The organism is Flavitalea flava (assembly GCF_054461575.1).
On sequence record NZ_JBTLQH010000045.1, the window covers coordinates 26,988 to 51,591 of the forward strand.

The 24,604-nt window shown below is 44.2% G+C and carries 14 protein-coding genes, 1 tRNA gene and 1 pseudogene; 4 read left to right on the forward strand and 12 right to left on the reverse strand.

The features are described from left to right. Positions 1 to 52: 52 nt before the first annotated feature. From ACX0G9_RS26305 to kdpF, 7 genes are all read right to left on the reverse strand, one after another. Complete coding sequence (locus ACX0G9_RS26305; RefSeq protein ID WP_459067956.1) at positions 53 to 1,894, reverse strand: PAS domain-containing sensor histidine kinase; 1,842 nt, start codon at positions 1,892 to 1,894, stop codon at positions 53 to 55. 550 nt (positions 1,895 to 2,444) lie between these two features. Beyond that, entirely contained in the window at positions 2,445 to 4,142 is a 1,698-nt protein-coding gene (locus ACX0G9_RS26310; protein WP_459067957.1) for a HAMP domain-containing sensor histidine kinase, read from the reverse strand. Position 4,143: 1 nt separating this feature from the next. After that, a complete protein-coding gene (locus tag ACX0G9_RS26315) occupies positions 4,144 to 5,268 on the reverse strand; it encodes a sensor protein KdpD (protein WP_459067958.1) in 1,125 nt (374 codons plus the stop codon). A 40-nt stretch (positions 5,269 to 5,308) separates the two neighbouring features. After that, positions 5,309 to 5,872, reverse strand: a complete 564-nt coding sequence (locus ACX0G9_RS26320) for a K(+)-transporting ATPase subunit C (RefSeq protein WP_459067959.1) — start codon at positions 5,870 to 5,872, stop codon at positions 5,309 to 5,311. Between the two features lie 17 nt (positions 5,873 to 5,889). Next, positions 5,890 to 7,959: a potassium-transporting ATPase subunit KdpB gene (gene kdpB, locus ACX0G9_RS26325; RefSeq protein ID WP_459067960.1), complete on the reverse strand. Its 2,070-nt coding sequence runs from the start codon at positions 7,957 to 7,959 to the stop codon at positions 5,890 to 5,892. A 30-nt stretch (positions 7,960 to 7,989) separates the two neighbouring features. Continuing rightward, positions 7,990 to 9,702 (reverse strand): potassium-transporting ATPase subunit KdpA, encoded by a 1,713-nt coding sequence (gene kdpA, locus ACX0G9_RS26330; protein WP_459067961.1) that lies wholly within the window; start codon positions 9,700 to 9,702, stop codon positions 7,990 to 7,992. A 20-nt stretch (positions 9,703 to 9,722) separates the two neighbouring features. Next, positions 9,723 to 9,803: a K(+)-transporting ATPase subunit F gene (gene kdpF / locus ACX0G9_RS26335; RefSeq protein WP_459067969.1), complete on the reverse strand. Its 81-nt coding sequence runs from the start codon at positions 9,801 to 9,803 to the stop codon at positions 9,723 to 9,725. Positions 9,804 to 9,844: 41 nt separating this feature from the next. On the opposite strand from kdpF, the gene ACX0G9_RS26340 reads away from it, so the two are divergent. Next, entirely contained in the window at positions 9,845 to 10,063 is a 219-nt protein-coding gene (locus tag ACX0G9_RS26340) for a hypothetical protein (protein ID WP_459067962.1), read from the forward strand. A gap of 92 nt (positions 10,064 to 10,155) precedes the next feature. Here ACX0G9_RS26340 and ACX0G9_RS26345 read toward each other — a convergent pair whose 3' ends face one another. Continuing rightward, positions 10,156 to 11,517 (reverse strand): sigma-54-dependent transcriptional regulator, encoded by a 1,362-nt coding sequence (locus ACX0G9_RS26345; RefSeq protein WP_459067963.1) that lies wholly within the window; start codon positions 11,515 to 11,517, stop codon positions 10,156 to 10,158. A 178-nt stretch (positions 11,518 to 11,695) separates the two neighbouring features. Here ACX0G9_RS26345 and ACX0G9_RS26350 point away from each other — a divergent pair. Together ACX0G9_RS26350 and ACX0G9_RS26355 are read left to right on the forward strand one after the other, a co-directional pair. After that, positions 11,696 to 11,780: transfer RNA gene (locus tag ACX0G9_RS26350), tRNA-Ser, on the forward strand. Positions 11,781 to 12,042: 262 nt separating this feature from the next. Beyond that, positions 12,043 to 13,266: a site-specific integrase gene (locus ACX0G9_RS26355; protein ID WP_459067964.1), complete on the forward strand. Its 1,224-nt coding sequence runs from the start codon at positions 12,043 to 12,045 to the stop codon at positions 13,264 to 13,266. 276 nt (positions 13,267 to 13,542) lie between these two features. Here the strand turns inward: ACX0G9_RS26355 and ACX0G9_RS26360 are convergent, their stop codons facing one another. Next, a complete protein-coding gene (locus ACX0G9_RS26360; protein ID WP_459067965.1) occupies positions 13,543 to 14,511 on the reverse strand; it encodes an RHS repeat-associated core domain-containing protein in 969 nt (322 codons plus the stop codon). 445 nt (positions 14,512 to 14,956) lie between these two features. Here ACX0G9_RS26360 and ACX0G9_RS26365 point away from each other — a divergent pair, with 445 nt between their 5' ends. Then, on the forward strand, positions 14,957 to 15,169 hold the full coding sequence (locus ACX0G9_RS26365; protein ID WP_459067966.1) for a type II toxin-antitoxin system RelE family toxin: 213 nt from the start codon (positions 14,957 to 14,959) through the stop codon (positions 15,167 to 15,169). A 439-nt stretch (positions 15,170 to 15,608) separates the two neighbouring features. On the opposite strand, the gene ACX0G9_RS26370 is transcribed toward ACX0G9_RS26365, so the two are convergent. The 3 genes and pseudogenes from ACX0G9_RS26370 to ACX0G9_RS26380 all read right to left on the reverse strand — a co-directional run. Further along, entirely contained in the window at positions 15,609 to 20,090 is a 4,482-nt protein-coding gene (locus ACX0G9_RS26370) for a DUF6443 domain-containing protein (RefSeq protein WP_459067967.1), read from the reverse strand. A gap of 98 nt (positions 20,091 to 20,188) precedes the next feature. Then, positions 20,189 to 23,752: a DUF5977 domain-containing protein gene (locus tag ACX0G9_RS26375; RefSeq protein ID WP_459067968.1), complete on the reverse strand. Its 3,564-nt coding sequence runs from the start codon at positions 23,750 to 23,752 to the stop codon at positions 20,189 to 20,191. 62 nt (positions 23,753 to 23,814) lie between these two features. After that, a pseudogene (locus ACX0G9_RS26380) lies at positions 23,815 to 24,604 on the reverse strand (hypothetical protein); the annotation flags it as partial.

The following is a 24,604-nucleotide window of genomic DNA, read 5'->3' on the forward strand; positions in this document are numbered from 1 at the left end:
TGAATGAATTTCGTTAATTACACCTTCCAATATAGTTTCAGGGATTAAAGGCTTACACCTCTTCGGGAATTGCCTTGGAGTTGAGGATCACTTCCAGACGGCATCCTTTCCCCGGAGCCGATTCGATATCGACAGACCCGTTGTACAACTCTGCCCGGCTCCTGATATTGGAGATCCCTACACCGGTGCGGTTCGCCTGAGTATCGAAACCTCTTCCATCGTCATGAACGACCAGGGAAATCCGCTCATTCTCTTTTCCCAGCCGGATCAGGACGGAAGTAGCCTGGGCATGTTTGATAATATTATTGAGCTGTTCCTGGATAATCCTGTATATATTGATCTTTTGCTCCTGCCCGAGGAAATGTTCATCCAGCCCGGTAACAGCCAGACGGATCTTCATGCGTCTTACGGCCTGGATACTCCGGATCAACTCTTTAATGGACTGGATCAATCCCAGGTCATTTAGCGTAGGGGTGATCAGTTCTTTGGAAAGCTTCCGGATCTCTTCAATAGCCAGGGAAATATTCTTCCTGCTTTTGTTCAATAACTCCACCCTGGGTTCTTCCTCTTCAATGGCGACGTCCAGGTATAGTTTGGAAGTAGCCAGGATCTGGTTGATATTGTCGTGTAATTCCTGGCCCAACTCGAATCGTTCCCTTTCCTGGGCGCCTAAGACCACCTCAGTAATCTGTTGCTGTTTCAACCGCTGTTGCATGGCCAGTTCTTTTTCCAGCCTGATCCTCTCGGTGATATCGTTGATGATCACCTGCATACATCGTTTGCCATAATAATCGATCAATTGGGAATTGATCTCCACGATCATCTGCTCCCTGGATTTTTTGACATGGTGCCATAACTTCCGGTCAAGAACCGGAGTTTTTCCTGCATTTTGCAAGCTGTTCACCAGCTCCTCCACCTCTCTTGGAGGGTGAAGATCCGGCATCCTCAGTTCGAGGAACTCAAGCTTGTCATAACGGTATTTCTCCAGGGCGGCATCGTTCACCTCCACGATCCGGAGGGTTTCCAGTTCGAAGATCCAGGTTGGATATGGATTTTTATAAAATATTCGTTTGTATTTTTCTTCGGATGCCAGAATGATTTCCTCCGATCGTTTCCTGGATGTTATGTCCTGGATGGCTCCAATCACCCGTACAGGGTTATGATCCGCATCGTAAATAATAAAGCCCCTGTCATGAACATAGGCATATTCCCCATCAGCCTTTTCAAGCCGGTATTCATCTTCCCATTTGGTAACTTTAGCCTCCCTGATGATCCTTTTCAGCTTTTCCAGAACCCGGTCTTTGTCGTCCGGATGTATGTACTTTTCCCAACACTCCTGTTTGCAGGTGGAATTAACCATTTCATGGCCAAATAACTGAGTATAGGTATCCCCGACAAAAAAGACATCCCCTGCTGCCAGGTCCCAATCCCAAACCGCATCGTTAGTGGCTTTTACAACCGTATTGAACCGTTCATTGCTTTCCCATAACCGAACCTGGCTTCGTTTGCGTTCAAGGCTGTATTGAATGGATTTGGCCAGTAACTTCTCGGTATACTCACCCTTGACCAGGTAATCCTGGGCCCCCTCCTTGATAGCTTCCAGGGCCAGGGACTTATCGGCCATTCCTGTCAGGATGATCACGGGTATATGCTGTACTACGGGTTTGAGCTGAATAAACGTATTGATCCCAAAACCATCCGGAAGGGTAAGATCCAGGAGCACCAGGTTGATTTCCCGGGTCTGAAGAATTTCCCTGGCCTTCTTCACGGTGTCGGAAGAGTAAAGTTTATCTATACCAAGCCCGGACGTGCTCAGCATCCGCTCGATAAGGTAAAGATCGGCGGAATTATCCTCGATAGTGAGGATAGTCAGCAAGTTATCCATTTTTTGCATCAGGCTTTTATTTGGACGGTTTCCAAAAGAATTACGCTACTAATCAGCCTGTCTGGACGATCTGCCTTTATTCAGGTCTTGCGGTGCTCTGTGGAAGAACAGGAATAATAAACCTGAACACCTTATAAATATAGGTTTTTTCAATAAGATGAAGGGAAAAAAGTTAAAGAGAAATACTTACAATCAGGCGCTTCAAAACAATACAAAATGCGGGTTTTCTCCTTTTTAAGTTATGCCAACAGGATGTTTACAGCAGAAAACAAACTATCTCAATTAACTGCAGATGAATAGCCCGTGAAGTTTTTTTGTTAAAAATAAAAAAAATCCCCGCCGAGGCGGGGATGCACTAATCAAATACCATAACCATTAAACCTTATCCTATTAGACCATGAATTTAGGGTTTTTTCTGTTCATACACAAAATCTTATATGCCCAAAACTGGCATAGAAAATGCGTAACTAAGTGTTTCCACTTATGCATCAACTAAATAAACCCTCTTTTTAATAGCGCAAAAAAACTACACTTGTAATCTGGTAGGAATGAACTGTTTTCAGGGCGCATTAAAGGCAAATCCGAACCGGCTTCCTTCTCCTATCCGGCTATCGACCCAGATACACCCTCCCTGGGCCTCGATAAACTCCTTTGAAATGGACAAACCCAGCCCGGTTCCATTACGATCATGTGTACCCGGAACCTTAAAATACCGGTCGAAGATCCGGGGCAGGTAGCGCTCATCGATCCCTTTTCCATGGTCGGTAACCGTGAACTCGATCTTGCCATCCTTCCTTAACACCGTTACCTCCACCGGGGAATGCTCAGGAGAATATTTAATCGCATTGGTGAGGAAATTGATCAATACCCATGAGGTTTTTTCCAGGTCCGCCTGCACGAACGGAAGATCGGCGGCAAGGGCAGACCGGATAGGAATATGTTTTTGTTGTGCCTGGAATTGTACAGCCAGTAAGGCTTGTTCAACGAGTATGGCCGGATCGGCAGCCTGCAGTTTCAACTGGATATTTCCTGTTTCCACCTGGGACATATTCAGCAATTCCCCGGTGATCTTTAGCAACCGGTCTGCATCGTCGGTAATACTCCTTGTCAATTCCTGCTGTTCTCCGTTCAATACCCCCACCCTGTTATCCGTCAGCAAACGGGCGCTCATCTTGATCGAAGAGATCGGGGTCTTCAGTTCATGGGAGACAGTAGCAATAAAATTGGTTTTAGCCTCATTTAATTCATGAAAAGGAGTAATATTCCGCAATACGATCACCTGACCGATGATGACCTCGTTATTGGTAACATTCAATATATCCCTGCTAAAATAACTTTCCTTATTATCGGCGTAGATCTTGAGCTCCTTTTTATCCGGCTCTTCCTGTAAAAGCGTTCGGACCAGGTCATTCGTCAGTGCGACGTCCGGGGCATATTTCCCGGATATGTCCACTTCTTTTAATCCAAGCAGCTTTTCCGATACGGCATTCAGAAAAAGGAAATTCCTTTTTTCATCAAGCCCGATGATACCGTCCCGCATCTGGTTGATGATCGTTTCGATACGGCTTTTCTCAAATTTTATCTTGGCCAGGTTGCTGTTCTCATACTCATCCAGTTTTCCTGCCATGATATTAAAGGCATTGGCCAGGTCCCCAAATTCATCATCCTGTTTCAGGTAGATCCGCTTCTTATAATTCTTTCCGGCAATTTCCAGGATCCCTTCGGAAAGGCTGCGGATCGGGCCGGATATAATTCCGGGAAGATTAAAAATAAAGGTAAAAGCCACCAGGGTAAGAATGGTAAAGATCACTGTCAATATATCCTTTGCGCTTCCTGCCGTTCGCTGGGCGACTACATTTTTTCGCAGTATGGCGTTTTCATTCAGTTCCTGGATTTTAAAGATCGACCGGCGGATCTCTGAATAATTAGAACTGTCGCCTGGATCAGCCAATAGCTCATTAAAGTTCCTGGTGAGCTCATCGGTCGCCTCTTTTTCTCCCATTTCCGTGACATTCCCCTGCTGTTTTTGCAAATTTTCCCGGAAAACACCGGCAGCATCTTTCCGACCCCGGACATCTTCCAATGCCTGCAACATCCTGTTGCAATAAACCAGGGATTCATGATTATTCTGCAATACCTGTCTTCCTTCGTTACTTAACCGACCGATATAGAAAAGACCTAATACGCCAAAAAGCACGATCACGGTAAACAGGAAGATCAGCCCCAGGGATAATTTGGTTTTTAATCGTATACTCATATCAGGATAATATCACTACATCGATATCCGATGCAGCTAATTTAGTCAACAATTGATTGAAAACTGCCGTACTGAGGATCACCTTGGTCAGACTCAGATGAGGCTTGCCAATGCAAATCGTAGTGATAGCATGTTGCTCCGCCACTTCCATGATCCCTTTGGCAATATTACTTTGTTTCACTTTAATAACCTCGGCGCCGAATTCGGTGGCCATTTTGAAATTGTTGATCAAATGGCGTTGAGAGGCAAGGCCTATCTTATTACCATCCTCTTTTGGCGTCTGCACATAAAGCAGGAACCATTTGGAATGATAATAAGCAGCCAGTCTGGCCGTCTTGCGGATGACCTTTTTGGCGATCTCGTGATTGCTGCTGATACAGGCCAGAAACCGCTCTGTCTTTAAATGAGCATTTCTTGGCAATTCCGTTTCGATCTTTCTTTCGACCTGGCTGGCGACTTCCTTCAGGGCCAGTTCCCGAAGCTGAAGGATCTTATCGGCCTGGAAGAAATTCTGCAAGGCTATGGCAATCTTATCCTGGGCATAGATCTTCCCTTCTTTCAAACGGGTCACCAGTTCATCGGCAGTCAGATCGATATTCACCACCTCATCCGCCTCCTGTAATACGCTGTCGGGCACCCTTTCAGCTACCTCGATCCCGGTTATGCTTTTCACCGCCCCATTCAGACTTTCGATATGTTGTATATTGATGGCACTGATCACATTGATACCGGCATCCAGGATATCCATGACGTCCTGCCAGCGTTTTTCATTTTTGCTTCCTTCTATATTCGTATGCGCCAGTTCGTCTATGATAACGACTTCAGGATGAAGATTGATCACGGCCTGTACATCCAGTTCGTCCAATTCTTTGCCCTTATAGAATAACCTGCGGCGGGGAAGTACAGGCAATCCCTCCAGCAGGGCATGTGTCTCCTTACGGTTATGCGTTTCGATATAACCGATCTTTACATCCACTCCGTTACGCAATAAGGTCTGTGCCTCCTGTAACATCCGGTAGGTCTTTCCTACACCCGCACTCATACCCATGTAAATCTTGAATTTACCCCGTCTGGATTTTCGGATCAGCTCCAGGAAATGCGCTACATTTTGATCTTGTTCCGCCATTTTTTGGTTGATCAGTTAAATAAACTTTTTTCTACCCCCTCTATTGCAGCTGATCCAGCGCGACATTTAATTTTAGCACATTTACTTTTGCAGGACCGAACAGGCCTAACAGCGGTTTGTCGGTATGATCATCCACCAGATCATTTAGTTTTGTTTCGGACAGACCCCTTACTGCAGCAATACGCTTTACCTGGATCCTGGCCCCTGCCGGTGAAAGATCCGGATCGAGCCCGCTACCAGAATAAGTTACTAATTCTGCAGGGATTTCTTCCTTTTTTATTCCTGGGTTATGTACCAGAAAACTATCGATATGAGCCTTTACGTCTTTCAGATAATCCGGGTTGGAAGGACCTTTATTACTACCGCCGCTACCGGCTGCATTATAATTTACCGCAGAAGGGCGGCTCCAGAAATATTTGTCCTGGTCGAATTTTTGCCCGATGTTGGCATACCCAACCACTTTTCCCTTTGCGGTGATCGTTTGCCCCCTGCCTCCCCCCGGGGTCATTTTTCCAACGGCGGCAATTAACAAGGGATAAAACAAGGAACAGATCACAATAAAAACGGCTGTTATTTTCAGGGACGGTAATATATACTTTTTCATATTTTTTAGTTTATTACTTACATAAATAAAGCCAGTAACAGATCGATCAGCTTGATCCCGATAAAGGGTACAATGACACCCCCTACTCCATAGATCAGGATGTTTCTGCGTAGCAGGGCGCTTGCTCCGATGGGCTTATAAGCAACGCCCCGAAGTGCAAGCGGTATGAGGATCGGTATTATGAGGGCATTAAAAATAACCGCAGAAAGAATGGCGCTTTCAGGGCTTTTCAAATTCATGATATTCAAAGCCTGTAAGGAAGGAATGGAGGTGATGAATAATGCCGGGACGATGGCGAAATATTTTGCTACATCATTGGCAATGGAAAAAGTGGTCAGGGTTCCCCGGGTCATCAGCAATTGTTTGCCGATTTCCACGATCTCGATCAATTTAGTGGGATCGTTGTCCAGATCCACCATATTACCGGCTTCCTTGGCAGCTTGTGTTCCACTGTTCATCGCGACGCCTACATCAGCCTGGGCCAATGCGGGTGCGTCATTGGTTCCGTCCCCCATCATAGCAACCAACTTACCGCTTTGTTGCTCTTTTTTAATATAATTCATTTTATCCTCAGGCTTGGCTTCCGCGATAAAATCATCGACCCCGGCCTTTTCTGCAATATATTTTGCCGTTAGGGGGTTATCCCCGGTCACCATCACCGTCTTTACACCCATCTTCCGCAAACGTTCAAAACGTTCCTGGATGCCGGGTTTGATGATATCCTGCAATTCGATCACACCCAGGGCATGCCCGTTCTGGCTGACCGCCAACGGAGTTCCCCCGTTGGAAGCGATTTGTTTTACTCTTGTCTCCGTTTCTGCGGGAAAGATATTCCCGGATCTTGTTACGATATTTTTAATGGCATCGAATGCTCCTTTACGGATTTTTACCCCTTCCGTATGACCGTCTTTACCGTCATGGCCGGCGGAAAGATCTATTCCGCTGGAACGAGTCTCTGCGGAGAACTCAATAAACTTCGCTCCGTTCGTACTAAAGGAATGCGGATTGATATTGGCCAGTTCAATGATGGATTTACCTTCGGGGGTTTCATCGGCGAGAGAGGCCAGCACACAAGCGTCTATAAACGCTTTTTCTTCGATTCCGTCCGCCGGCCAGAAATGAGTGGCTTTGCGGTTTCCGATGGTAATAGTACCTGTCTTATCCAACAACAGGGTATCGAGATCTCCTGCAGTCTCCACCGCCTTACCGCTTTTGGTGATCACATTCGCCTGCAGTGCCCTGTCCATACCGGCAATACCGATAGCACTCAACAAACCGCCGATAGTGGTAGGGATCAGACAAACGAACAACGATACAAAAGCTGCGATCGTAATGGGCGTATTGGCATAATCGGCAAAGGGCTTCAGGGTCACACAGACGATCAGGAAAATCAGGGTAAAACTGGCCAACAGGATCGTAAGAGCGATCTCATTGGGTGTTTTTTGCCGGGAAGCCCCTTCTACCAGGGCGATCATTTTGTCCAGGAAACTCTCGCCGGGAGCGGTGGTCACTTTCACTTTTATTTTATCGCTCAGCACCTTGGTACCTCCGGTCACACTGGATTTATCACCACCCGATTCCCGGATTACCGGGGCGCTCTCCCCGGTAATGGCGCTCTCGTCAATAGTGGCCAATCCTTCGATGATCTCACCGTCCATAGGGATCGTATCTCCCGCCTCGCAGATAAATACATCCCCTTTTTTTAATTGGGAAGAAGGAACCGTTTTCACTTCACCTACATAAATATCTCCAACCGGAAAGACCTTTTTAGCGGGTGTATCTTCCCGGGTCTTGCGGAGGCTGTTTGCTTGTGCCTTACCTCTTGCCTCTGCGATCGCTTCGGCAAAATTGGCGAATAAGACCGTGATGAACAAGACCCCGAAGATGACCAGGTTATAGGTCAGGCTTCCCTGGGCCTTTTCTCCGCTCATGATCCATACACAAACAAATAACATGACGATCGTTACAACATATACGGTGAACATGACCGGGTTACGGACCATGGTTCCCGGGTGCAGCTTAACAAAGGATTGTTTCAGCGCTTCCGATACTATTTCCTTGGGAAATAAAGATTTATTCGATTTCATATTTTTTTAATCTCTTTATAAACTTTAGAACTACATACTAAAATATTCAGCGATGGGTCCCAAAACCAATGGAGGGAAATAGGACAAAGCGGTAATAATAATTATTACGGCAAATGTCATTACTCCAAAAGTGAGGGAGTCCACTTTTAAGGTACCAGCGGATTCTGGGATATGTTTTTTATTGGCCAGCAATCCGGCAATGGCGATTGGTCCGATAATAGGAAGATACCTTCCAAGGATCATTGCAATACCAGCGGTGATATTCCAGAATGGATTGTTGTCGGCCAGTCCTTCAAAACCACTGCCATTATTGGCATTGGAAGAGGTATATTGATACAGCATTTCAGAAAAGCCGTGATAGCCAGGGTTATTCAACCAGTTTGCCGGTTTTACCGCCCAATCCATATTACCGTGATGCACGAAATAATAGGCAGCCAGGGCTGTTCCTCCTTTAATGATAAAGGCGGACAACAGGGTTACCAGGGCAGCTATCTTCACCTCCCGCGCTTCCACTTTATGTCCCATGAACTCCGGTGTTCTGCCCACCATCAATCCCGATATAAATACGGCTATGATAATATAAATGTAATAGTTGAGGATCCCAACGCCGCATCCACCATAAAAGGCGTTGATCAGCATACCCAGCATTTGCATAAGTCCGGACAGAGCCATGGAGCTATCGTGCATGGAGTTGACTGAACCTGTTGAAATAATGGTAGTGACAATGCTCCAATACCCGGAGGCGGCAGGTCCGAATCTCACTTCTTTCCCTTCCATGGCGCCTGTGGCCTGGGCTACTCCCAGTTTGGCAATGGCAGGATTTCCGTGGATCTCCGTGATGATCGTAGGTACTACCAGAAAAAGCATACCGAGCGTCATAAGACCAAAAATAACATACGCGAATTTTTTGCGTTTGATATAAAAACCCATCGCGAACAACATAGCAATCGGGATCAGCATCTGGGCGATCACTTCCAGCATGTTGGTAAAATAATTGGGGTTTTCCAGGGGATGAGCCGAGTTAGCTCCATACCAGCCTCCGCCGTTTGTACCCAGGTGTTTAATGGCGATCATTCCGGCCGCCGGGCCTCGGGAAACCTGTAAGGTATCTCCCTGCACGGAGGTAAGCGTATCCTTACCGTCATAACTGGTAGTAGTACCGTTGAAGGCCAAAAAGATCGCCATTATGATACTGAGCGGCAATAAGATCCGTGTTATCGTCTTGGTAAAGATCTCCCAGAAATTACCCAGGTTGTTGGTGGTTTTTTCTTTGAGCCCGTTCAGCAATGCGACCAGACAGGCGATACCCGTAGCAGCACTTACAAATTGCAGGAAGGTGATCACAAAAAGCTGGGTCAGATAAGTTACGCCTGTTTCACCGGAATAATCCTGCAGGTTACAGTTGACCAGGAAACTGATCGCCGTATTAAAACTCAGATCCGGCGTCATGTTCGGATTGCCATCCGGGTTCATCGGTAATTTTCCCTGGAACAGGAACAGGAAAAAAGCATAAACAAACCATAACAGATTTACGGTAAGCATAGCTTTCAGAAATTCTTTCCAGTTCATTTTTTTATGCGGATCGATCCCGCAGATGCGGAAAATAAAACGCTCTATTGGACTGATAAAATCGGTGATCGTTCTTTGCCCGGCAAAAACTTTTGCGATATAGCGGCCTAAGGGGAAGGCCAGAAGTACCACTAAGAGAAAGGAGACTACGACACCTGTTAATTCCGTGTTCATGTGTATTAGCAATTTTCGGGTTAAAATTTTTCTGGTTTTAGTAATACATACAAGAGGTATCCAAATACCAGGATCGATAAAACAAAGAGGGCCGTCATCATAGTTGTATATTTTTGGGCTTTACATTTTTTCAAAAAAGTCTATGGACTTGAAGAAGAGGGCGAAACAGATCAGCCCGGATAAAAAAAGAATTGCTGTCACCATGGGGTTTGTTTTAAGGTATTTGAATGAGTTAATCTTCCCGGGAACTGTTCCATCGGGATACCATCCATTTCCAAAACAAATGCCTAAAGGTGGGAAGACAGGCATGGGAGAGCCAGGATTCAGAACAGGCTTGGCTTTCAAGCCTCTTTCGCTATAAAAGACAGTAAAATCAGGGCAGGAGACACCCTGCCGAAATGAAAAAAGACCCTGTCAAAATGATAAAACCCGGCACAAAACTGCTGAAACGGACTATTTATATTCGACAGCGTTGATCTTGTATTCTTCAATTTTCCGGTACAAGGTTGTCAAGCCGATATTGAGCAGGCGGGCAGCTTCGGTCTTGTTACCTTTGGTATGGTTCATAACCCGTTGAATATGCAATTTTTCTACACTTGCCAGATCGAAGGCAGATAAGGGGCCATGATTTTGGAAAGAGGTCACCTGGAGTTCTGTGGGCAGATTGCCTACGGTGAGCAGAGGGCCGTCGGCAAGGATGACGGCGCGTTCGATTATATTTTTCAGTTCCCGGATATTACCTTTCCAGTTGTGGTGCTGCAGGTGTTCCAGGAATTCTTTGCTCATACCTTCGATAGGCTGATCGCTTTTTAGGGTAAAAAGGCGAAGATAAAATTCTGCGATGAGGGGGATATCTTTTTTCCGGTCCCGGAGGGAGGGCAGCGGAATAGTAAACACATTGAGGCGATAAAAAAGGTCTTCCCGGAACTTTCCGGCAGCGACTTCCTGTTGCAGATCCCGGTTAGTGGCCGCAATGATGCGGACGTCTACTTTTGTAGAGCGGGTATCCCCAACTTTTATAAATTCACTGGTTTCCAGGACGCGTAATATTTTTGCCTGAAGATCGATATGCATTTCTCCGATCTCGTCCAGGAATAAGGTTCCCAGATTGGCCTCTTCCAGCAGCCCCTTTTTGTCCTTGACAGCACCTGTAAACGCCCCTGTTTTGTGTCCGAAAAGCTCGCTTTCCAGGATCTCTTTTCCAAAGGCGCTGCAGTTAAGGGCCAGAAAAGGCTTGGCAACCCGTTTGCTCCCTTGATGTATGGCCTGGGCGAAAACCTCTTTACCGGTACCGGTTTCTCCCAGCAGCAATACGGTGGCCTCCGTCGGCGCCACTTTCTTCGCCAGGGTAATTGCTTCCAGGATAAGCGGAGAATGGCCAAGTATCCCATCGAAAGTATAGCGTTTACCCACCTGCTGCTCCAGCTGATCGACCCGTTTTTGCAATTGCACCTTTTCCAGGGCGCGGTTCAGCAGAGGGATAATTTTGTCATTGTCGTCTCCTTTGGTGATATAATCAAAAGCACCATTCTTCATGGCTTTAACACCATCGGCAATATTTCCGTACGCAGTCAGTAGTATGATTTCGAGTGCAGGGTACCGGGATTTGATATTGGTGACAAACTCTACCCCATTGCCGTCGGGGAGTTTTACATCGCAAAGAACAACATCGATCTCACCCCTTTCCAATATCCGGGTGCCGGTCTTCAGGTTTTCTGCTTCCAGTACGGTGAACCCTTCCAGGCGGATGATCCGTGCCAGCAGGGTCCGCAACTTTTCTTCGTCGTCGATGATCAGGACAATTCCGGTAGCCATTGATTCAGGAAATTAAGGCTCAAAACTATAAAAATGTAATGGTTTAGCAGGCAATTCTTTAAGAATTAGATTATTCCGCGGCAATTCCCGCAGCATATTAACCGTAAAAAGCTTAGTTTTGTAGCCCCAAAATTATCAGGGAACCGGTACTAACCGGTATTTCTGGCAATACACAACCGGAGAGATGGCAGAGCGGTTGAATGTGGCGGTCTCGAAAACCGTTGAAGGTAACACTTCCGGGGGTTCGAATCCCTCTCTCTCCGCGTATAACAGTTAAGTCAGATTAACTAAAAGATAAAAAGCCAGCAACGACAACCGTTTGCTGGCTTTTTGCATTTTACTCTTCCCTGGTTTTATCCTCCTTTTTCGATGTATTTAAACGCGTCATTCGTGGTGTATTTCATTTTACTCCATTTTACGCGTTTAAACCTTTGTAACGCATTTATTATTAACGTTTTATGAACTTTAAAGTTTATGCGGGACTGTTAGTAAATCGTAATTTTATCATCTTAAAAGCAATGGGTCATGATTGAGCAGAGTTTTGGTTTGCTTTTTTTCCTTAAAAAGCCAAAGGGAATTGTCACAGCTGAGTTTCACATTTATTTGCGTATTACTGTCGATGGAGCTGCCGTTGAACTATCCACGAAAAGAAAATGCGATCCGCTCCGGTGGAATCAACATGCGGAAAGGGCCACGGGCAGCAAAGAAACTTTTAAAAACCTGAATGCCTACCTGGAAACCTTGCAGGAAAAAGTCTATGAAATCAAAAGAAGGTTGATTGATCAGAATAAGATGATCACTGCCGAAACCATAAGAAATATTCTGACGGGTCAGGGAGATACGAACGACCGGCCACGTATGTTAATGGAAATATTCCAGCACCATAATGATCAAATAGCCGCTTTGGTTGGAAAAGGATATGCTCCCGGCACCCTGGAACGGTATATCACCTCCTTTAAACATACCCGGTCTTTTCTGGAATGGAAGTACAAGATCTCGGACATTGACATTCGGAAACTGGACTACGAATTTATTACGGAATATGAGTTTTGGATTAAAAGCGTCCGGAATTGCGATCATAATACCACCATGAAGTACCTGGCTAATTTCCGGAAGATTGTCAAACGGTGTTTGCAAAACGGCTGGTTGCTCCGTGATCCCTTCTCCGGATTCAGTATGGCAAAAAAGGAAGTGGAACGCCATGCTCTTTCTAAAGAAGAATTACAGGATTTAGGAAATAAGAAATACCCAATAGAACGGCTGAATCATGTACGGGATATATTTCTTTTCAGCTGTTACACTGGTCTTGCATATGCAGATGTAAAGAAATTGAAACGGTCGGAAATAAGTACCGGCATCGATGGCGGGAAATGGATATTTTCCAACCGGCAAAAAACAAATACCCTATCTCGGATTCCCCTCCTACCCAAGGCCCTTGAAATCCTTGCCCTTTATGCAGAACACCCCCAATGTCTGCTTACGGATAAGGTTCTACCGGTATTGAGCAATCAAAAAATGAACGCTTACCTAAAAGAAATTGCCGATCTATGCGGGATTCGGAAGAACCTTACCTACCATATAGCCCGGCATACATTTGCTACAACGATCACACTTAGTAATGGCGTTCCAATGGAAACGGTTTCAAAAATGCTTGGCCATAAGAATTTGAGGACTACGCAGCATTATGCAAAAATTCTGGATCATAAGATCAGTGCGGATATGATGGGGTTGATGGAGAAATTTAAATGATATTTACAAATTAAGGATTCCACCTAAACTTCTAATTTTTCATAGAACGCCAGCTATTCAGCGTTGAATCAATTTAAATTAATGCCATTCCATATAGCAATAATTTTAAAAGGAAGATTTACTACTTTTATACAACTTTTAATTTAAATATTATTAATATTTTTAGTGTATATCCTCTGCATATTTTAGAAAACTGAAACTTGCCCAATAATTTTCGTGAGTAGAAACAGCCAGGTGGGTTAGCGAACGGTTTACGGCTACGCTTTAGTATAAGACTCAGTATCGGTCAATAGTTCGCATACTACCTCCCGAATTATAAAATCCTACTGTTCTTACAGCATCAACCGTTGTAGTTCCTCCTATAGTATTAGGGCTGGGGAGATTTTCAACAGGTTGATACCCTAATATAACGTTTATAGTATTACCCAAAGTCCCTTTTTTATCAGCATCAGAAGGGTTAGGAGACTCAAAATTTTTATAATTCCCATCTTCTCCTTTTTCCTTCGGATGCGTATGCACATCATTGGAAAACATATCTCCCTTTGCCAGTAAATCTTTTTTGGCTTCTGAAATTGTAGCATGGTTTACATCACCTTCAGATCCTTCAACAGTTTTGGAAATACCTCCTTGTTTACCAACGACAAAATAATTCTCTTTCCCATTTGCCTCTGTATTATTATATGCACCCTCGGACCTATTCGCAACCTCATTATTTGGAGCATTTAGTATATTACCATTATTAATTGCAGCATCTACGTCGGTTTCTTTCTTACTTGTCGTAAAAACAAGTATTTTATCGGTTTTTCCGTCGTCTACGTGTTTTACCAGTTTACCTAATAGGTTAAAAAAATCGGTAGTAGGACCACTCACTTGCGACCCAGTTGTTTCTGCGCTCCTCCCATCCGGGTCAACAAATCTAATAGGATTATCAAGCGGGTAATTATAGGGAGAAAATCTACGCATCCTATAAGCCAAAGGATCTATAACATTCCACCATCCAATCTGTTGGTCATAAAACCTTGCCCCATAATCGTATTCTTCCAACCCACTTCCATCAGAAAATTCTTTATCCTGAAGTTCCTTTCCATTATATCGATTCTTATTTTCACCGTAATTACCCTTCAACGCCTTATCAGATATCCCACTCATTTGCAACCCGAATACATAACCCGAACGGGTAATAACTACCAAACCCTTTTTAAACACCCCTCCATTTTTGGGGCGTTCGGATATTTGTATATTCATAGAACTTTCCAGCCTTCAAGATAGGCGATTTTCCTTTTTCTATTGAAAGAAAAAATGGATGTCCAAGACTGTGGCCAGGACTGGATTCGAACCAGCACTTGGCCCATCCCAAAGAGTGGCCGTTTGCATGGCATACAGGTGGTCTGCTATATAAGATGCCCCTGCCCGTCTTTTATGCGAAGATCGGGATGAGTAGAAGAAGTTGCCGCTAAAAGAAAATAACCGCCGTAAAAGCTGCTGCCGGTGATAGCAGATTAGATCCCAGCGTTGGTAACGCCGTTGCCACCAGTATCGAAGATAAAATGATGGAACTGGAACAGTTTCCCTGGCCGCCCGGCTGCAAAAAGCTAAAAGGACGCGATGCCTACCGCATCCGTACCGGCGATTACCGGGTCATTTAGGAGATCCACGATGTCCACATCATCGTTACAGTCATTGCAATCGGATGGATAAATTACTCAATGCGGTAGCTACCCGTATTGAAGATAAAATGATGGAACTGGAACAGGATCCCCGGCCGCCCGGTTGCAAAAAGCTAAAAGGCCGTCCCGGCTACAGAGTAAGAATCGGAGACTATCGCGTTATCTATAACATTGAAGATAATATCCTCACCGTCTTTGTTCTCACTATCGGCCATAGAAGAGATGTCTACGATTAAGGAAAGCATTCCGCTCTTACTGGCCATTCCCACTATCGAACCATGGAATTAAGAAAGGCCATAAATCTCTTGTTCCGTTTAATCAACCTACCATCTACTAATATATCGAATTCATTTGAACAAACAATTGTTGTATCTACTCCATTTAACTCATACATAAACTTTCGTCGTACATCTATCCCTCTATCATGTTTGGCATATTTTACCTTGCTCACAAAAGAAGAAAACATAGCCAATGTATCAGCATTCGATATTTTACCTGCGTGCAAGCTAGACTTAAACATTGTCGCAAAATTATCACACGGGACTGAAAAGCTTGTATTCATATACAGTTCAACACTTAAAGCAAGAATGTAGTCCCTATTATTGCTTTGAGCGAACGAAGACATTGAAGACAAAATAATCAGACATACTAAACCAATAATAGCTTTCATATTTATTATTGTTCTTGGTTATTTACTTTAGGTTTCTTATCTGCGGGGCCAGCATCACCCGGATGTGGGTGATACTGGCCTTTCTCCTCCAGCATTTTTTTTATGTTATCGATATTTTTTTTCTCGTTCGTTCGGTCTATTTTGTGACTTGTTGGTCCAGTAGTTGTAACATTTTCGCCATTGTGATTTTTTCGAGTTACCTGACCCTTCTTTATTTCTCCAAGCGCTCGGGCTGTTTTTTGTTCCCGACCGGCAATTACTCTTTTTTCTTCCTTATTACCATAATCTTTATCAGGCGTTTTCCTATCATTGGCATATTGATCAGGGTGTGTTATCCTTTGCAACTGGTGGGCTGCCTCATGATCTAAATTTGTAGCAGGAGAAAGAATAATTCCATCATTGAGAAATAGTCCATTTATTGGGCTCCAAGAGATTTTTGGTGAAATATCTGAACTGTGATCTGGTTCATCTTCATCCGTTTGCTCGTAAATTGAAACATGCGTAGGATCGTCCATCAGTGCCGATATGTTATCTCCTACGCCATGATCTACTAAACCCTGATACGCCTCAAAAAATTGATTAATAAATTTCTCGGTTGCACCAGGAAAATCAAGGGTATCCCCCAAAGGATCATTCCTTAATATAGGATTATTTCCCATTGAAGTATATGGGCTTTCTGATTCGTTAGGTTTGGGATCTATCTGCCACCATCTGCCTAGTTGCGGATCAAGTTGTCTGAAATGGGTATCATATAACTCTAACCCGCTGCCATCACTGAACTCTTTATTCTGCAACTCAGATCCTTTGTTAAACCGATACTTATTCTCCGCGTAATTCGTCTTCAGCGCCTTATCACTAATCCCCGCCATTGTCAACCCAAATGGATAATAATGATTTTCTTCCAGCATCGGACCGCTAAATGTAGTTACACTAAGATTATCAAAGAACACGGGCCAGTTTGGAGTGGCGTTACTCACGTAAATATACAAAAATCCACTAGTTTTTATTGGAATCCCAGGATTTGCTAGTTTATCCTGGAGAATACCGCCATTTGTGCCCCCTGCCAATACAGGAAGTGCTCCGCTTTGCCCCAAAGCGCTAACATAATTAAACTGATTATCCAGCAGGATCCAGTTCAGATAGGCCGAAGGTTTACCGGAAAGCGTCGAATTTTTCGTAGTAAGAAAGCTGGTAAGGACTGCAGTTAAGGGATTTCCCGCACCTGTCAGGTCGGACAATGAGCCGTGAGCTCCGCCAGTTAGCGAAACGATTCCCGAGGCAAGGGAAGTAAGCAGATCTGAGGCAGAGAGATTCGAGCCATCTGTACCTATAGCGTTAAAATAATACTGAACCCCCAATTTCACTATATCACCGCTCATTACTTTAAGGATAATGCTCGGTCCCACTTTCTTGGAAACACCATCTAATTTGGCCACACTATCATTTGGACTGGTTACCGTGAGGTCCGCCGGATATCCTAAAGCAGTACTACGTGCAACACTTGTTCCGGGAATATTATAGAATAACGCATTTTCCGTATTTCGGTAAGCTCCTTCCATGGTCGCCAGGTAACTGGCCGTGTCCTTTTGCTGCGTCAAAATGACACGCGTATTACCTAAATGATCTTTCTCCATGAAATCATGTTCAAAACTATAGACCGAAGTCCCGTTCGTGTATTTATGGAAAGCCCAACGAGCCCTACCCTCTTCCTCGGCAATGAATTGCAAAGTATCATTCTGATAAACAAAACTGCCGATATAATCGGTGTAGGTTTTCCTAGTAGGGGAAACAGTATTATCAATTGTTGCTTTCTTCAGCTTATTACCGGCCGCATCATAGGTATAGTTGATCACACCTTTCCCTTGTATCGTGATAGATTGAGGCAGATGAAGGAAGTTATAGGTAATGCTGGTGATCCCCTTGTTATTGTCAGTCACCAGACTCCCGGCACCGTCATATGTATAATCCGTTGCTCCCTTGGTAGCAGGATTATAATGAAAATCCCCCAAATTGGAATTCTGGTCATTATAATCATCGGTTACCTGCTGAAGTCTATTCGTATTGGGTACATATTTATATCGTAAAGCATCTATGGGATTGGAATTCCCCAGCCTCCATCCTGCTTGGATCATAGACAAAATATTACCATTGGCATCAAATTTCATTCCATACCCGTTATCCTGGTCAAACCCCCAAACACTAAAATTCAAGGTATTGGCATCCCAGCCTGAACCGCTGGTATTTTGGGTGAATTCAGCTCGGGTGAGCCGGTTGGCTACATCATATTTGTAATCGTATTTTCGTCCTATTCCATCACCACCACTCTTCCATGCAGCACCAGCAATATTTCCATTATACTGAGGAACCTGGGTGGGAAGATTTCCGATTGTTGCTTTATCATAACCCAACTCCTCGCCGAAATAATTAGCTCCTCCACTTTCAACAAACAGTTTATTAATCCCAGTCAACCATCCCCGGATATTATATTGATAGGCAAGATTGTCTATTCCTCCCAGACCTTTATTCTGCAATTGCCCCAGCTCATTATAGGTGTTAGTTAAAACTGTTTGGGGAGGTTTGGTATAGGTTTGGCCACCCACCAAACTAGACATGGACCTGTTGACCGTCAGTAACCGGCCAGCAGCATCATAGTTCATCGTTGACGTAACAATATGGGTCTGAATATTGGTTAGCTTGGTATGATGTGTGGTTATCGATTGCAGCAGCTGCCCGGTAAAACTATACTGGTTGGTGGTCGTGTCGATACCCAAGGCAATATTATATTGCAGGCTCTGAATGACCCGGTTCCTGTCATCATAGAAGATATCGGTCACCATTCCGCTGCTAGGGCTACCGATTACCCGGTTCCAGCTACCCGTTGGCAATCCTTTGGTTTGGGTACTCTGGGTCAGAGACTGAGGATAGGGATAAACCGTATTGCTGGGAGTGGCAAACTGGTTGTCATAGTTATTCGCCTTTTGTGCGGCGAACCCAAACCACCTTGTCCAGACGTTATCATCGTAATATAAATAGCGTTGTACGTTGGTATTGGTGGTCACCGGAAAGCTGTTGGAAAGCGTATAAGACCCTAAAATGGCAGTATTATACGTCTCATACAATCCGAGGTTCTGGGAAACGAGATAGGCCTGCATTGCACTCTGCGTGGTATAGGTAATATCTGAATATAATCCCGTAACGACTACTCTGTTCAGGTTATCGTATTTGGTAAACAGCCATTGGTTGGTGAGCCGAAGAAAACCATCTTGACTTAGCACCAACCGGTCACGGCTATCATAGACCATCCATTCTTCTCCGGCAGCGGGCACCTTTTTAATAATCATTCGCTTACGGGCATCGTATTCATAACGGAAACAAAGTTCATCGGCTATGGACTGACTTATAACCCAATTGGTAGCCGTTGTGTTGATCAATTCAACTGCCCTGGGCTGCAGCACAAACCTAAGATTATCCACATCATCATATACATAATATGTATTCAGCCAACCCGAAGGTCCTGCGGCAGGCATACTCCATAGTTGCACCTTTTTAAGTACAACATGTCCTACCTTATCCTTATATTCAATCACCTGATTATTCTGCGCATCGATGGACACGTTTTTATAAAGAGAGCCCGGAACGTACATTCCAACGTTCGAAGGAAGGCCCCCGGTATTTATGGCAATATTCCAGATCTGCACACTATCTGCAGCGGTGTTTAACAGGTATTGAATCACTATACCCCTACTTCCTCCTGCCCAACTGTTACCCGGTTCATACTGGATTAAAGGGCGGTTTAAGGGAGATGCTTCGTATTCAGTTTGACCGTAATAAAACTGCTCATTTGGAAATTGTGTCGCATTGAATGCGGTTTGTTCGGCCTGCATATTGGGCTTAAAACTGCCATCTGCGGAGGGGGATACATACGGTAGATACCTGGTAAATTCCCTTTCAAATCCGTCGTACACAACAGGCTTAACCAAATCTTTCAGTTGAGGAGTGGCCTGGCGATCTACTGTTTGAACCAGTCTTCCCAACCCGTCCACATAGTTAGTATTCTGGTGCACAACAATCGGATCAGTTAACAGATTAGCCGTCACCATATCGGTTATGCCAGGTTTTGTTATATTCCTGGTACAAATATAACTTAGATCGACGGACGATGGAATAGTCCCGATGGAAACGATTGCTATATTGGTATATACTGTCTCAGATCCGCAACTCGTCCTTCGCCGATAGAAGGTTTTAACACTGAGTACTCCTGGCGCATAATTCAGCCCATTGGCAACCCCTGTGACCGTAGTATAATTCAATCCATCTGAGCTTTGCTGCCATAAATAATCGTAGACTCCATTGCATGTTCCTCCTACAGCCGCATTGGCCGTGAATAATCCGGGACTGGTACCTGTGACAATGGTAATCGTCGATGGAGTAATACTACCTGGCGATAAAGTGGTGTTGCCTCCTGGCAATCTGCCAGCTTCCGTCATACCAGATGCTATTAGGAATACAAGAAAGGATAGTAACAGTAGGATAGTATTTTTCATTATGTAGATGATCTTATCTGTAATTATTTAATCGAAATAACTCAAAGCACCGAAATAATTGTCTGGTTGCAGGCGGTGGACGTCACGCTCAAATTGGTAAAAGTAGCGGTAGTTCCTCTCTTCGATAGGGAATTACAGCCCGCCTGAAAAATACTAGTTCCCAGGCTGGGATCGGCTGTGATGGTAAGATTATAGGTACCCTGGGGTATGGTTCCCAATGTCCCACCGGCAGCCGTTACCGTAAATGTATATTGCAGATTGGTGCTGGTATTGATATACACCTCAGTATAAGGTCCGAATCCGCCGGTATTATTGCACGACATCGTCACTGAAGGAGGTGGCGGAAGAATGCAGTTGCCGTTGGCATTGGCATAATTCTGACCGTTGGTACTGACCTGATTCATTGCTATTAAATCAGCGTCAGCCTGGCTAATCCCCGAGGCGTAGGCTCCGGCAGGCACCGTGTACCACACTGAACTACCAACAAAACCGCTTGGACAGCCATTTTTCGTATAAAGGCCGGATTGAGGGAAACTATAATAAACATTGCTTCCGGTACAGGCGCCTGACGATGCTGCATAATAATAACTTATTGTCTTTATGATATTGCTATCCTTATCCCGGATAATATTTAGTCTACCCGCATTATCATATTGAAAAATGCTCTGTTTGCCCGACGGATCCGTCTCCCCGGTAACCCCCAATAATGGGGCATAGGTATAAGTAGAGACCAGTGCACCGGTCAGGTTCGTCCTTAGGTTATTTAATGAACCCCTGAACTGGTAGTCAGTCTGGTTATAAGCATTATCCAACTGAGCTTGTGTAACATATGAGCTGGCAGCAGTATATGTGGTCCCTATGATCTTCGCCACGGGATATAATGACTTATAGCCATATAGATACACTTCATGTGCATCATTGGTCTTAGACTGTTCCAGGACATTCCCGTAATTATCGTAGGAATAAAAATTAACCCTAGCCTCAAGAGGATTAGTTTGCATTTGTGTCTGAATACTGGAAGGCAGGATAAGGTTGTTCGAGGGTCCGGAAAAACCATAATTGTTAATTTGAGCCTCTGTCTGAACACCATTAACGAATTTTGTTTGTGATATGATAGGGCTAATCATATTCTGGCTGACCATCATATTGTAAATATTGGGAGGTGATCCCTGCGGGGCAGCAAAGTCATTTGGAAATTTATTGACAGTCATAAGGGAATTGCCTTTGCTATCAGTTGTACTAATTGTCGTAGGCTGCAGGTTCAAGGAATTATTATATGCATAGCTCACCTGGGTAGTCAGCGGGTTCTGCCCATTTTGGTCATACGTGGTGGTGGTCGTAGCTGTTTTTTGCACCCAGGAAGTCGTAACATTATAATAACTGAATCCGAAGTCTTTGGAATAATCATCAATACCTGTAGTATTTCCGTTCGTATTCCATTGGGCACAGCCATAGCCTCCAAATCGCAAACCTTTAACTCTTAAAGCCTTCATTTGAAAGAAGCGGTTTCCAGCATTCCCATCGTTGAAATTATAATCATGTTGTACATTTTTAACGGGGAAATAGCTGCCGTCAGGAGACCGGGTGTAGTTCGTTTCAGAAAGCAGCATGCCCCTTTTGTATTCGTATTCGTCCGCCGGGTAACTTCGATTTAGTGCATTTATATTAGCCGGTTGCCAATAGCCAACATTTAAATTAAAGTTATTACCGATATCCGGCGAGTAAGAATAAGTGTACTTGGCATATCCGTTATCATTATTATTGAGGTCTGCATATCTTTCTGTAACGGTGGTATACCCAACTGTGGCCCCTTGGGTAAAGCCCAATATATTTTGACTGGTACTGGTGATTTCAAGAAGACGGGCAAAAAAATAACATTCTATAGGACATGGAGGGTTTTGGCAAGTAGCATAACTTTCTATGTTGTTTTCCAAATAATGATTATAGGACGGCGCAGTGAGAAGATTGCCCGTTGAATATTGAAAGGAACGCGCTGACACCAATGTGCAGCCGGCATCAGCGTAATTCTTGATACTCCTTATTCGTAATCCTCCGATGACATTTGTATTTATCACTACCCCGGGATCCAATGTTTGTATTGAAGAACCGTCACATTGATTGGGTTCATACTCAAATTGAGTTCTACCCCCTGTTGGATAATTTATCTGGTAGAGGCTGCCATATACCATGGTGGAGGCATTGCTGGTCCTGTCTGCATGGGCGGTATATATTGGCAAATTACTTACAAGGGAGGGGATTGTTACCAAAAGGTCCGTATTGGCGGTGACACCATTGTAATATCCCCAGTGGTCCTGTGCATAAGAAGTTCTATCGGGTAGAGGAGAGTAATAATTAAAAGAGTAATCATTTATTTTATTTCCAGCGCCATCCATTAACCTCATCGTATTCAAATAATACCTGCTATTGGTATAACTGTATAAAAAATTATAATTTTTAATAACCTGGTTGTTCATGGATTTGACCTGCATATTGGTAAGCATAGTTCCGGATGTAGCACCCGCCCATACCAGGTCCTGTCGGCTCAATCCCGCAGTGAACTGAATAGTACCACCTCTCCAGGTAATGCTGGAAAGGTTAGTATTGCCCCGGTGGGTCCGGCCGGTTGGCTGGCTGAATGTCACACGGTAATAAGGAAATTGTATACTTGCCATATCGGCCGCGTGAGAGGAAGCCCAATTACTGACTGTAGCAAAATTACTTATGATGTCATAGGACTGCGATCTTGGATTGGTTATAGATTCAAACTTAGAGGTATATTGCAAGGAGATTGTATCCGTTTTTTCCTTTGAAATAATGGCCGTCAGATACCAGGCGGTAGCTACGGGATTGCGCACATCACCCAAATCGTTGGAACTGCCGGTGGTCCAGGAGTATTCCTTTCCAGCCTCTGTAGTCGTATTGTCATCACCCGGTCCAAAAATATAGGTGGTGCCATTATCATCCTGGATCTCCCAATGATTGTATACAGAAAGAAAGGGGTTTTTAACGACTTTCAAGGAATTCTCAGGGATAGCATGAAAAGTGCCTGACGTATCAAAAAAGAATCTGCCAGAGTATCCCGCAAAATTAAAATAGTATATATCTGGCTCTGAATCAAATACTGAATTTGCTACTGAGTTAAAAAAATTCCAGTCCGCCTTTGTATTTAGATTATACGAAGTCTTAATCTGATTCACATGGTTATAATAATTATAATAGAAACCTCCGTATTGCTCGTCCGGAAGGCCTACCATCGTCCGTGTTATGGCACCGCCGGCACTAAGATCCCATCCTGTTCCCATCCAGGATGAAATATCTTCCACTTTAATCCCACCAGCATGGTAACTCAAAGACACAGGCAGGCCTATATCGCCAGACTTAATTTCATAAATGGGTATACTTATATTAGGTATGCCCGTATAGTAATTCACTGGCCATTGACCATATTTACCCAAGGAGGCCGCTGTTGGAGAAGGGCCCATAACAACCGGTAACAAGTGATTTGCCGGCAGGCTTATTCCCTGTGCCGACAGCCTGAAGGAAATAATAAAAAGTAAAATGACAATCTGGGAGGAATGTGTAACCATAATTCGATTTGCGCGCACGAAGCTTAGTTTACGAATATTAAAAAACATTGTATACAATTAAAGTATTATACGGAGTTATTTTAAAAATGATAACCAACCCTGAATAAAACAGGCTGGGTCTGTGGTTTTTGTGAATAGCTAAGGAAATCCCAAAGTAAACTGATCTTCGTCTTTTTAAACACCCGGCTTTTTACCGAAATTGTTTTACTTATTCCAAAAAGCCCCGATTTCGTCCAATAAGTCATATCCCGGAATTGCTGTATGGAAGAAAAGGGCAGCGTACGATTTAACTCAAAGCCACCCGAGAGAAAAAGACTCCCTTTTAATTTTATATCCAGGAACGATCTTATTGCACCTCCGTTACTGGAAAAAGCTATATGATTCCATCCATTTCCAAGGCCAGCTTTATAACTTAATCCAAAACCAAGGATATTGCCATGTCCCAATCTGTAACCAACAGAAAGACCCAGATCGGCAACCATCGGATAATATTGGCTATTCCTGGAGGTTTGAAAGTTGACCCCATACTCCAATCGTTTCCAGAAAGTCTTGGTCTTTTGCGTATTAACCATAAAATTAGGCATGTCGATATCTCCACTTCCTTGCCCGAGTTTATTTAACTTGTCTTTGTAACCATCTAACTGGCTTTGCGCCGATTGGATATTTGTTTGCAATGCCGCCGCCCCTCCGGCCCCACCCGCCGCTACCTGACTTTGGATGAGCTGACTTATTTGGGTACGGGTTTGTAATCCTACCAATGCCTGCGGATCTGCATAGTTACCTGGCAAACCAAAGAGCCCGGCCAGAGCTCCGTTAGACTTCATAAAATTCTGAAAGGCTGGCAGTTGATTCAGCAGGGATAAGGCTTTA

Coding starts and splice junctions, on each gene's coding strand:
- ACX0G9_RS26315 (WP_459067958.1), bottom strand. CDS start 5,268: ATGGCGGAACAAGATCAAAATGTAGCGCATTTCCTGGAGCTGATCCGA.
- kdpB (WP_459067960.1), bottom strand. CDS start 7,959: ATGAAATCGAATAAATCTTTATTTCCCAAGGAAATAGTATCGGAAGCG.
- ACX0G9_RS26360 (WP_459067965.1), bottom strand. CDS start 14,511: ATGAATATACAAATATCCGAACGCCCCAAAAATGGAGGGGTGTTTAAA.
- kdpF (WP_459067969.1), bottom strand. CDS start 9,803: ATGATGACGGCCCTCTTTGTTTTATCGATCCTGGTATTTGGATACCTC.
- ACX0G9_RS26320 (WP_459067959.1), bottom strand. CDS start 5,872: ATGAAAAAGTATATATTACCGTCCCTGAAAATAACAGCCGTTTTTATT.
- ACX0G9_RS26310 (WP_459067957.1), bottom strand. CDS start 4,142: ATGAGTATACGATTAAAAACCAAATTATCCCTGGGGCTGATCTTCCTG.
- ACX0G9_RS26345 (WP_459067963.1), bottom strand. CDS start 11,517: ATGGCTACCGGAATTGTCCTGATCATCGACGACGAAGAAAAGTTGCGG.
- ACX0G9_RS26355 (WP_459067964.1), top strand. CDS start 12,043: ATGATTGAGCAGAGTTTTGGTTTGCTTTTTTTCCTTAAAAAGCCAAAG.
- ACX0G9_RS26305 (WP_459067956.1), bottom strand. CDS start 1,894: ATGCAAAAAATGGATAACTTGCTGACTATCCTCACTATCGAGGATAAT.
- ACX0G9_RS26340 (WP_459067962.1), top strand. CDS start 9,845: ATGGACTTGAAGAAGAGGGCGAAACAGATCAGCCCGGATAAAAAAAGA.
- ACX0G9_RS26365 (WP_459067966.1), top strand. CDS start 14,957: ATGGATAAATTACTCAATGCGGTAGCTACCCGTATTGAAGATAAAATG.
- kdpA (WP_459067961.1), bottom strand. CDS start 9,702: ATGAACACGGAATTAACAGGTGTCGTAGTCTCCTTTCTCTTAGTGGTA.
- ACX0G9_RS26370 (WP_459067967.1), bottom strand. CDS start 20,090: ATGACGGAAGCTGGCAGATTGCCAGGAGGCAACACCACTTTATCGCCA.